Raw genomic sequence first — 11084 nt, forward strand, 5'->3', positions numbered from 1 at the left:
GGTCAAAAACTTGCACTTTGCCAAGTATTCCAAAATTAACTGCTGGGAAGGTTTGATGTCCATGGTCAAATACAAAATTAAAAGGGATACTTGGGGGCTAATTTTTGAGTAACCTTTGCAACTGGCGCGGCTGCTGAAGCCTGCGCAGCGGGGTCTTGGTATTGTCCCGATTGCTGCAAAAGATACTCTTTCAACTGCCCTGCCTGTTTTTTGTCCAAAAAGAAAGGCGGCTGATGCCCAATCAAAAAAGTGTCAGGTTCAAACACAAAGGCGGGCTGACTGCCTGATTTACAGTAGAATTTATAAGGTGGCAATTGCTGTAACTGTGTGGTTTTCACCCCAATTTCAGCGGCAAAATCCTTTAAATCCTTAAAACCATTCGCGCCCACCAATTTGGTAAAGGTGTTGGATAAAATGGTGCGCAAAAGCCTTGTGTCTGTGATTTGTCCTAAATTCTGGTTGGCAATGACCAAGTGCAGGCCAAATTTTCTGCTTTCTTCCAGAATCAGGCCAATGCTCGGACTCAGGTAATTTTGAAACTCGTCAATAAACAAAAAGCAAGGTTTTCTGTATTCTTTGGGCTGGTCGGCTCTACCCAAAGCAATGCTTTGTAGTCTGGCAATCAGGAGTTTATTAAAAGCACGACTGGCTTCTTCACCCTTGTCTTTGGTGAAACGCACGATAATAATTTTACCTTCATTGATGGCCTTTTCCAAGTGCATGGTGCTGCGGCCAGTGGTGGCGCGATAAAAGCCGTCGTTGTTGAGCAAAGACTGGATTCTGGTGTAAATCCCCGTTTTGGTATGCTCATAACTTTTGTTCAAAAAGGCTGTTTCAAAGAAATGGCGATGGGCAGGAAAAGGGCTTTTTTTGCCTAATTCCAGCAAAGCAGGGTCGTTTTGCATGAAGTTTTGCAGGTCTTTAAGGCTTCTATTTTCGTCCAATAAAAGCGTGGCCACGCAAGGAATTAAAAGCGTTTGCATTTGCAGGGTTAATTCCGCCGAAGGCCACAATTCTTGCAGTGCATTGCTAATACTTTGCGCCAAAGTATCGACAAAAGCAAGGCTTTTATTTTGTGTTTCCAAAGGATTTATTACTGGAAATTTTTCATTGCTCAAAAAAGGGTCAAAATAGAGCAATCTTTCTTTTTCTTGCTGATTAAAATGCAGTGCCACTAATTCGCGGGAAATATCACCGTGTGGGTCAAGTAAAACCAAACTATATTTTCCTTTTTCTTTACCGCTACTTTTGCTTTGTAATCCGTACCAAATGAGCTTCATAATTTCGGATTTCCCCGAACCACTTTGTCCAGAAATATAGGTATGTTTCATCAAATCGCCTACCCTCAAACGGGCAGGCATGGGGTAAAAAAACGGGGAAATAATCGGCGAATGGAGGTGAATAAGTGCTTGAATATAGGAAATTTCATTGGGTTGATAACGCGAAATAAAGGCTTTCCGTTGTGCTTCGGTGGCCAGCAATAACACCTCAAAAATGGGCTGTAATGGCAGGCTTTCCACGCGAATAGTTTTATCCCAAAGGGTCAAAAATTCTTGATAAGTAAAACCCCGAATATCGAGCAATTGGTGTCGTTTGGCGGGTCGGATAAAGGCAGTATTGAGTTGTTTATCAATTTGTTGGGTGTGAATTTGAAAAGCAAGGTTAATGGCTTCAAAAAACTCGGTGGCCATGGTTTGGCCAATGGGAAAAGCCAGCGGAGTATCGCTGTCGGGGAGTCCCGACACCCGATAGGCAATGGCCAAAATGTCCGAAGCCCCCAACATTATTCCCTGCGTTTAGTTGCCTTTATTCTGATTTTCTAACCACAATATCTTCTCTTCAAGAAGTTTGATTTTGTCGCTTTGTAATTTCATGTGCTCTTCATATAATTTCTTTATTTCAAGTGGGAAATTATTATGAACAGTTTTTTGATTTGTATAATTCGGTGCGTTATTTTGAAAAATATATTTCGCATCAAATTCTAAAATAGTAGCAGGTGACACTTCCAAAACTTCGGAAATTTTGTATAATTTCTTTAAGGAAATATCGAATAATCCTTTCTCTATATTGGAATATTGTTGCTGACTAATTTCTAATTTATCAGCAATATATTCTTGTGTATAATTACGTAATTCGCGTAATTTTCTGATTCTTTCGCCTACTTTCTGCATGATTTATTCCTGTATTTTGACTTAAAAATAACACTTTTTTTCCAAAAGAAAAAACCTTGTAAAATACAAGTACGCACCTTGTATCTTACAAGGTTTAGAAGGTTGATAATCAGATGGTTTTTGCAATTTGCACTTGATATTTTATCAAAAATCATTATAGATAATCCAAACACTATACCAAGGAAGTTGACTGTGTTTTGTGATTATCTATTCATTTCATCTTCAAATTCTCAACTTCAACACGATGAAAGCTCATTTCATTATCCTATTGGCTGTCTTTGCCCTGATGGGCACTGCTGCGTTGGGTCAAACCAACAGCAATACAGCCGCCCCTGTTATCGCCTCAAATGCTCCCCAAAAAGGAGAAAACACTGCTCTCGCAGGTAAAAGCCCTCATAAAAACATCGTTTTCGCCAAACTCGACAGCCTCGTAGCTGTTTCAAAAGCCAAAGCAGCAGCTTCTGCAAAACAAGCCGAACTATCTGCGAGACAAGCAGAAACGTCCGAAAAGGAGCTTGCTCTTACCAAAGAAGAATCACAAGCGACTGCCAAACAAGCAGAAAAGTCTGCTAAACAAGCTGAAATCTCTGCAAAGCAAGCAAAAATTGCGCAAGAGATTGCAACACAGCTTACCAAAGTTAGCAAATAAATTGCCCCCAGAAACGAAATGCCATAGATGTCAAGGAGATGTGCTTATAGCGCATCTCCTTTTTTGTATTATTATGAGTGGAGACTATACTTAATCTGTTTCACTTAATGTCTGTGTTGCCATGGAATTAGAAACGGGCTTATCGCCCCAACCCGAACGTTTGTCCTGACCCCAAGAGCTTTTGCCCAGCCAAAACCTGCTCGCACAATTTACTGACCCCGCCGAAAAGCAAGAGGCACAAGCCTTATTGCAATTGGTGGAGGCGGATAAAATCCCTGCACTCAATCAAAAAGCAATGTTGCAAACCTTGCAAAGCGTGATTGCAGCCAAGTTTTTACCCAGTCCTTTGCCTGATGCCCAATCTGACTTGGGGGCAGCCATCAAAAGTTCTTTGCTGATGCAATATGAAAATGATAAACAGGATACACAAAACATTCAACAAGATGCTCATAATCAAGCAAGAGCAACGAATGCACAACAAGAAGTTGTCTTTGAAAAAGCCGTAATCAAGGAAAATCGCACGCAAGATGCTCAAAACATCGCACAAAACAGGGAAAATCTTGCGCTCAGAGACCAAGCCTTGTCGGTGATTGCGGGACAAATGGAGAATCTTGCTTCTCAACCCGAAATGGCGAATTTGTTGGCGGATTTTAACCTCTCACAAGCACAGGCAGCACACCCCCAAATCGCTGAAGCCTTCAAGGATAGTCCTGATAAACAGGCTCTTTTGCTCAAAGCCACCTACCTGTTGGAGCAGTTACAGGCACGCCAAGACCAGCCCGAAGTAGCCGCCCTCATCAGCCAACACCGAGACAGTCTCCAATCCCTTTCCCAAAGCTATAACCAATTGGCCGACAGCTATACTTTGCCCAAAATTGAGCTGAAAAAGCCCGATGCCCTCGCCAGAGAAACGGCCAGAAAACTCAGTAACGGAGCTTCGGCCACCGAACTTATCGAACAACCCGCCGCGATGGTGGCCGCTTTGGAACAAAATGGCAATATTCCCCGCCAAAGCCTTCATACAGAAGCCTTTCAAGCAGAAATGAATGACTTGGCTGCGCTTACCACCGAAAACCAAGAACCTTTACTAACCCCCGAAACGCTCGAAGACCTCAAACAAAATGTAGGTTCGGTGATGGATGTTTTGCCAACGGCGGGCTTTGTGCGCACCATCGCCAACGGAATGCGTAACAATCCACAACTCAATCAAGGCAGCGCGTTTGTCCTGAAAAACCTGCATTGCGACGAAAACGGACAAGTGGAAATTCCTTTGCAATTTGCCTCTGTGCAAAGTTCGCTGGTTTTTACGGCAGAAGGGCAAGCAATGTTTCCCGATTTATTGCAATACAATGACCTGACGGGCACACTGGAATCGGGTTATCGCCCTTTGCCTTATGCCACCCCCAAACTCAATGACTTTCAACACATTGTCCAATCCAAAGAGTTTAACCAAGCCTACCGCCAATCACTGCAAAAGGAAATGGCCGAAAAGCATTTGTCCAAACCTGAAGAAATCGTGGCACGCGGCAAACAGCTCTATCAGGAGTTGTACCGACAGAAGGCGGCCAGCCTGCAACAACAATTGCCTACTTTCAATGCCAGCGTACTTAATGAGTTTGCCCAAAAGCAAATCCAAGTGGAAAAAGTAGCGGCCAATTATGATTTTGGCAACAGCCTGAAAGGTTGGAACAGCCAAGAATCCCGCACGCTTTCCCCTGATTTACAGGAACATCAAGCGGCCATTGATTATATGCGCGTCTTTGCCAATCCCCTGCTGAGTGTGAGGAGCCGCACCAAAATTGCCCAAACCCAAGACCAACTTAAAGGCTTGAAAGAAAGCGATTTGAACAGGAAAAGTGCGGTGAAAGACCCTTTGTTTTCCAAGTATTTTAGTCGTTTGGAAGGCAAATTTGACCGTGATTTTACGGACTGAACGCAAGACCCTTACAAAATTCCGACACTGGCCAGCACGAAACAAGGCGCACAAACCGAGTTTATGGAAATGTTTGCCACGGGTCATTTGATGAACGGGGAACTGACCTTGAAAAACGAAGACGTGACCCATTTTCAAGAACGGGTGCAAAAAGTGCGCAGCAATGTGCCCATTACCGAACAAGATTATTTGTTCCGACCGCCCAAAGTACAGGCTTTTTATGAGCAGCAAAAACAACAAGACTTAGACAAAGAACTTGATAATCAATTGGATAATATCGCTCCTGTGCGTTAAATACTTTATCAATTCCTGCTTTTAAATGAATCATCCGACGGCTTCTTACACAGTATTTCAGGCGATTAGAACCTATTGCGAAGACTTTTATCGAAATGCCTTGCAACCGCTGATAGCACCCTTGCTGGCCACCAACACGGGCGTAGAAAAGGAGTTTTTGCGTTTGAGAATGACACAAGACACCAGCCTTTGGGTTACTGGAAAGTTTTTGGAATCGGAATTTACTTTTCAGATTCAGGCAGACGGAAAGGTTTTGTTTGAGGCTTTTCAACGCGGCAAACAGGGTCGAAAACGCAAGACCAAAAGCTATGATATGGGGCTGTTGCCTTTGGATACAGTGTTGCGTGCCTGTGTGCAAGCCAAGGGTTTGGCCGAACATTGGGAGGCAAATGCGGATAGCGAAACAATCACTAAATACCAACGGGCATTTGCCTACAAGGTCAATGAATTGTTGTTGCCGCAATTAGTGTATCGTCCTGCAAAACAACAAAATCAGTTGCTCAAAGACCTTGTTAAAAGCATTGTGATAGAAAAAATGCCGCATTCGGAGACTGCTTCGACGGGAGAATATTTTGCAGAAAATGAAGCGGCTTTGGCTTACGGGCGTATGATAATGGGCGCGAAACTCTCGACTGCACAGCGGATACAATGGGCGCAGGCAGTCTATAAACGAAACCGTATTTCGATGGAGCAGCTCACGGATATTTTGCAGGATTCCAAGAACAAGGCATTGGCGCAGGACAAGGATATTGTCTTTCTGTTCCCTTGCGCTGCCTCTTTGGAGCAATTGGCCAATGGTGGGTATTGGTTAGAAAAGTTCAAGACGTTTGCCCCCTCACAACCCAAGGGAAAGCCGCTTGTTTTCGATACGGAAATGTTGGAGAACTTCACCCAATGGAGCAGTGACTTATTGAGCCGTTACGGCCAGTAAAACTACCTTTAAGCTACATGAAGGCTACTTTTTTAGCTACCTTTATGATTACATTTTTGATACTTCTTACGCATACCTCAAATACTCGCTTAACACGCTTTAAAACAACTAATTATGAGAGTATTTACATTCAATTCCCCTCACTTCTCACTCTCTTCACTTCTCCTCACTCCAGCCAATAGGGGCTTACGTTGCGTTGGCTCTTCGTTCCCTTGTCGTTCGGGGCTTTTTTTTTATCTTCTTTTTTGTTTTTTATTGGCTGGGCTTTTTGTTTTTCTGTTGGTTGAGGGCTCGTGAGCGCGGCTTTCTTTCATGGCATTCCTCTTGCGCAGAGGGCTTGGTTGGATAGTGTAGCGGTTTGTCTGATAGCGTTTGGTAAGTGGTGTATAGTTGAATGATTGGGTAAATAGTGAAACGTAGTTGAATGTGAATAAAGGAAGAATAGTTAAAGATGAATACATGGGTAAAAGGATAGGGTTCTTCTCGCACTGCCTTGAGTGTAATCGCTGCGCCTTGCCTCGCCGTCAAGGCCATATCCTACACTGGTATCGAACGCGTTTTTGGGCTTCGCCTACTTCTTGCCCAAAAATCGGTTCTTCTCCGCATGGATAAACCTTGACCTTGAGGGCTTGCGATTGAGGGCAGGCTGTAGCTCTTTGATAGCTACTTTTATTCTTTCCATCTGTTCCCATGAACCACACACGAATCAGAAAAACACCCGAAGTAGCCAGTGGCGATTTCTTCTTTGACGGCACACCATTTGTCACGCCATGAGCGCAGGAGTTACTTAGCCCACAAGCCTTGCAAAGCATTATTTTGGAGTTGCAGCACTTGGCCAAAGCGCAAGGGGGCATAGATTATTTGCAGGTGTATTATCAGCCCGAAAGCGAGCAGAAAATCTGGGTAATAGACACGACCCCACGCCGCAGTTTGCAGGAAAACAAGTTAGTGGGCAACCGAGTTTTTTGAAATTGCACTAAAAGTATATTGAAAATAATTTGTTGTATAGTCCACAAATACTATCTTTGTACTTGAGTGGCTGGCAAGATGTTGGTTGAGATATGAGTACGTAAGATTTTTATCTCTACTAGCATTAAGCAACTTGCAAAAAATGAAAATGATTGTACATTCGGTTTTTCATAAGACCTTACTATCCTCATTGCGCGTAAAAACGGTTTAGTGATAGATGAAGCCTATTCACGAATTGGTTGCGATTGTAAGATTTATACAATAGGCAAAATTTAAAATAAATTTTATTACAGAAAACGAATATAAATGTCAAAAATAAATTCTGAAACAAGAATTACTGATAATAAGGGAACAGCAGCTTTTCATACCTATTGCTCACATCACAAACCATCAATAAGTTGGCGTGCTGTGTCTAATGATGACATTGGGATTGACGGAGAAGTGGAGCTATATAATGAAAACGGAGAACCTTTAGCCGAAATAATCAAAATTCAACTTAAATCAACTGAAAAAGATAAGGGATATATAAAAAACGAGAACCCAAATAATAAAACTTTTACTTTTTATGCGGAAAAAGACCACGTAGAATATTGGCAAAATTTGCCTAATGATGTTTTATTAGTGGTTTTTGATAATAGAAATGATGCCAATAGACTGTATGCCAAAAAAATTGAAAACATTGACATAAAAAATACAGGTACTAAATCTATTCCTATTCAATTTAATCAAGAAAGCGATTTACTTGATGTTAGCAAAAATGATTTTTTAGGCAAATTTTCACGTACTTTAAATAAAGAAAATCCTAAAATCAAATCAATTCCAACAGGAGAAGAAAAACTGATTTCTAATTTACTTAAAATATCATTTCCCACCAATAGAATTTATATAGCACCTATCAATTATGATAGAGAGGAAATAATAAAAAGTTCTTGGCAAACAGATAGGTATTTAAAGAAAACAGCAACAGCAAGAGAAGTTGCTCTAAATGCACTATCTCAACAAGGATTAAAATTTAGTTCTGATTGGACTGTTTTTAATAAACAGGTTATTACTTTTCATGATTTAAACGACAAAAATTTACCACTTTCAAGGATTGTAGATACTTCTGTTATAGAGAGCTTTAGCCCCGAAGAATTTTATTCAATTAGTGATGATCATAAAAGCGTATTTAAGGCATTTTTACGCTTTTGTTTGCAACAAATTCTATATAAACTTAAATTTGAGTGGGATAGAGAAGATAAGATTTTTAAGTATAGAGTTCCTTTTACAATTGACAAAAGTTTTGAGCATAAAGAAAAATGGAAAGGCGATAAAGAAGCGAAAAGAACAGTTTTTAAGTCTCAATATTGGGAAAAAGGTAAAGTATATTACTGCACTCACTTTGCTTTTAGTGTAGATATTGTTGATTTTGACAATCAATATTTTTTATGCCTGAACCCTACTTGGTTAGTAACTATCAATGGAAATCGTAAAAGTAAAATTGGCTACAAAAAGGTTTCACAATTAAAAAAATTGGAACGAAACAAATCTGTTTATAACCATTTGAGATTCATTTCATATAAATTAACGTATGTAGATTTATTTACAAAAAATTACCCATTTATTCAATTTGAAGATTTACTAAAATTGGAAATAGATAAGGTAATAGACGAAGATACTTGGCTTAAAGTAGCGTCAGATGAGGAAAAGAATATTTTAAAAGACAGGGAAGAGCCTAACGATATTAAAGATGAATATTAACTTCATTAACGAGCCATTGCTGGAATTTGCAAATGACAAACACATTTGCCCACGTTTTGGTATTACCAATTTTCAGGCCTACGACAATCAAAGTTCGTTATTTTCTACCAAACCCAAAGAAATTATTTTGGGTGTAATAGGTACGCAACAAAATTTCGAACAATTTGAACGATGGATTTCTCTTTGTTCAGACTTTATACCTGAAAAAAAAAGTCATCAACCTAATTTATTTCCTTCGTTTTGTGGTTTCAATGAGTATTTAGGTTTTAATGCAAAAATGGTTTGTAATACAAATTACTTTCGCCAAATCAACGATACTGATATAAATAAAGCCATTAAAGAAGTTCAAAAGTTTAAAAACTTTGACGAGGTAAAGAAAAGAATCGCCAATACCTATTTAACTCATATTGAATTTTTGTCGGACAATAAAAATCCTGATGTTATTGTTTGTATCTTACCTGACAATCTATATAATAAAGTATTGAAATTTGAAAAGGACGAGAGTGCCGATATTGAAGAAAAACTACAAAATGAAACTGAAATTGAAGACATTGCATTGAATTTTAGAAGTTTTTTGAAAGCAAACTCTATGAAATTCAGAGTCCCTTTACAACTTGTAAGGGAAAGTTCTTTATCTATTGAACAAGCAGGCGAAAAAAGTAGCTTGCAGGATTTGGCAACAAGGGCATGGAATTTTTGTACTGCACTTTACTATAAAGCAGGAGGTATTCCTTGGAAAGCGCAAGTAAAAGGAAATGACAATCTTACTTGTTTTGTAGGAATTAGTTTTTATCGTAGTCTTGACAAAACAACATTACAAACAAGTCTTGCACAAGTTTTTGACGAGCAAGGTAAAGGTGTTATTTTACGTGGCAGTCCTGTTGCAATTGACAAAAAAGATAGACAACCACATTTATCAGAAGAACAAGCATACGAACTTTTGAAAAATGCAATCAAAGGTTACAAAGATGCAGAGGGAACATACCCCAAAAGGGTTGTTGTTCATAAAAGTTCAAAATATACAGAACAAGAAAAAGAGGGTTTCATCAAAGCAGTAGAGGAAGAAGAAATATCTACTTTTGATTTTGTCACTATTTTCGAAAGCGATATTAGACTTTTTAGGATTGGTAATTATCCACCCTTGCGAGGTACTTGTTTGGAACTTACAGAAACTCAATATTTGCTTTATTCTAAAAGCTCTGTTGATTATTACCAAACTTATGCAGGAATGTATGTTCCCCAGCCCATAGAAATAAGAATTTCAGAGTTAAATTCCTCTCCCCTGCAAATTTGTGAGGAAGTATTAGCACTTACCAAGATGAATTGGAATAAAACTCAATTTGACGGCAAAATACCAATTACGATTGACTGTTCAAGAAGTGTAGGTAAAATTATGAAATATGTAAAGGAAAACGAAATGCCAAGTAAAAAATATGGTTTTTATATGTAATCCCAAAACTTTATTCTCTACAAATACTAGTAAATAAATCACATAGATTTATACATCCTTTCTGGCAACAGCATATTCCCATGAGCCAATAATTTCTGTCTCGCTGACCTTCATCTTATTAAACCTTGATGTAGAAGTTTTTGTATCTTTTGTTTTTGAGTTCTTAATAGACTACCCAAAAGCCTTTCATTTATAATGGTGGATAAAATACCATTTTTCCATAACTCCATTAAAGTTTATAGAAAACATAGCCCCCCTTACACAGAAACTCCACCCAATTCCTTATACTGCGACCATGCGAACAGTTCTGGCTGCAAAAGTGGCCAAAAGCGGTTCAAGATTTGTACCATAGACTGCAAATCATGGGACGGCTGTTTCTTAATCTGTTCAAACGCCTCTCGCAAAGCACTCTTTGGAAGGTTCAAGAATCACTTTTCTCAAGGCTTCACTTTCAGGCTACTCTTGAACCACAATTGCAAAAATTGTTGCTTTTGGCTGACATTAGCCGCATCCCAAGCCATTTGAGGATTCAATATCAGTTCTGTTACCATTTTTAAAATTTCTGTGCCAAGCGGCTGCTGTGTCGAAGGACTCAGCATCGCCTCTCTTTGGGCGGCTATACGCAATTCTATTTTCTCCAACTCCGCTTCTATTTTCTGTATCACCGTCGAGTTGCTTACCTGTAACAATTTGTTTATCAATCCACTATGTTCTTTTTCTAATTGCAAAAGTTTGGCTTGTTGTTCTTGGCCTTGTCGTTGGGTTTGCGTTTCCAACTGCTCATATTTATTCAACAAAATCACTTTGAACGTCTCTTTTTGTTTGGGACTCAATACGATTCCTTCAAAAATTTGGCGCAGTCGCCCATGAACAGTTTCGGCATTCATGGACTTGTCTTTGTGCGCGGAGGTGCTGCTAAACCTGTAATAAGGATACAGTTGGTTCCT

General features: G+C 39.6%; 11 protein-coding genes. 7 read left to right on the plus strand and 4 right to left on the minus strand.

The annotated features are described in order from the left end of the window. Window positions 1–77: 77 nt before the first annotated feature. Window positions 78–1784 (minus strand): type IV secretory system conjugative DNA transfer family protein, encoded by a 1707-nt coding sequence (locus tag BM090_RS17695; RefSeq protein ID WP_091516892.1) that lies wholly within the window; start codon window positions 1782–1784, stop codon window positions 78–80. Window positions 1785–1796: 12 nt separating this feature from the next. Beyond that, window positions 1797–2171, minus strand: coding sequence for a helix-turn-helix domain-containing protein (locus tag BM090_RS17700; RefSeq protein WP_091516895.1), 375 nt, complete (start codon window positions 2169–2171; stop codon window positions 1797–1799). A 244-nt stretch (window positions 2172–2415) separates the two neighbouring features. Here BM090_RS17700 and BM090_RS17705 point away from each other — a divergent pair, with 244 nt between their 5' ends. From BM090_RS17705 to BM090_RS17720, 4 genes are all read left to right on the plus strand, one after another. Further along, the gene (locus BM090_RS17705; protein WP_143084041.1) at window positions 2416–2820 is read left to right on the plus strand and encodes a hypothetical protein; all 405 of its coding nucleotides are present in this window, start codon (window positions 2416–2418) and stop codon (window positions 2818–2820) included. 181 nt (window positions 2821–3001) lie between these two features. Then, on the plus strand, window positions 3002–4753 hold the full coding sequence (locus BM090_RS17710; protein ID WP_091516901.1) for a hypothetical protein: 1752 nt from the start codon (window positions 3002–3004) through the stop codon (window positions 4751–4753). A 63-nt stretch (window positions 4754–4816) separates the two neighbouring features. Further along, window positions 4817–5047, plus strand: coding sequence for a hypothetical protein (locus tag BM090_RS17715; protein ID WP_143084042.1), 231 nt, complete (start codon window positions 4817–4819; stop codon window positions 5045–5047). A 25-nt stretch (window positions 5048–5072) separates the two neighbouring features. After that, entirely contained in the window at window positions 5073–5978 is a 906-nt protein-coding gene (locus tag BM090_RS17720; protein WP_091516908.1) for a hypothetical protein, read from the plus strand. 524 nt (window positions 5979–6502) lie between these two features. Here BM090_RS17720 and BM090_RS18225 read toward each other — a convergent pair. Then, a complete protein-coding gene (locus BM090_RS18225) occupies window positions 6503–6790 on the minus strand; it encodes a hypothetical protein (protein WP_143084043.1) in 288 nt (95 codons plus the stop codon). Between BM090_RS18225 and BM090_RS18585 the strand changes: the two genes are divergently transcribed. The 3 genes from BM090_RS18585 to BM090_RS17730 all read left to right on the plus strand — a co-directional run bounded on the left by BM090_RS18585 (window position 6780) and on the right by BM090_RS17730 (window position 10137). Beyond that, window positions 6780–6947, plus strand: a complete 168-nt coding sequence (locus BM090_RS18585) for a hypothetical protein (protein WP_177200011.1) — start codon at window positions 6780–6782, stop codon at window positions 6945–6947. The genes BM090_RS18225 and BM090_RS18585 overlap by 11 nt on opposite strands. A 306-nt stretch (window positions 6948–7253) precedes the next feature. Further along, window positions 7254–8687, plus strand: a complete 1434-nt coding sequence (locus tag BM090_RS17725) for a DUF4365 domain-containing protein (RefSeq protein ID WP_091516911.1) — start codon at window positions 7254–7256, stop codon at window positions 8685–8687. Then, window positions 8677–10137 (plus strand): argonaute/piwi family protein, encoded by a 1461-nt coding sequence (locus BM090_RS17730; RefSeq protein WP_091516915.1) that lies wholly within the window; start codon window positions 8677–8679, stop codon window positions 10135–10137. The genes BM090_RS17725 and BM090_RS17730 overlap by 11 nt, the downstream gene beginning before the upstream one ends. 437 nt (window positions 10138–10574) lie before the next feature. On the opposite strand, the gene BM090_RS18595 is transcribed toward BM090_RS17730, so the two are convergent. Continuing rightward, window positions 10575–11084 (minus strand): hypothetical protein (locus BM090_RS18595; protein ID WP_177200013.1); only part of this gene is annotated, 510 nt, incomplete at its 5' end.

Origin of the sequence: Flexibacter flexilis DSM 6793 (assembly GCF_900112255.1) — a bacterium.
GTDB lineage: Bacteria > Bacteroidota > Bacteroidia > Cytophagales > Flexibacteraceae > Flexibacter > Flexibacter flexilis.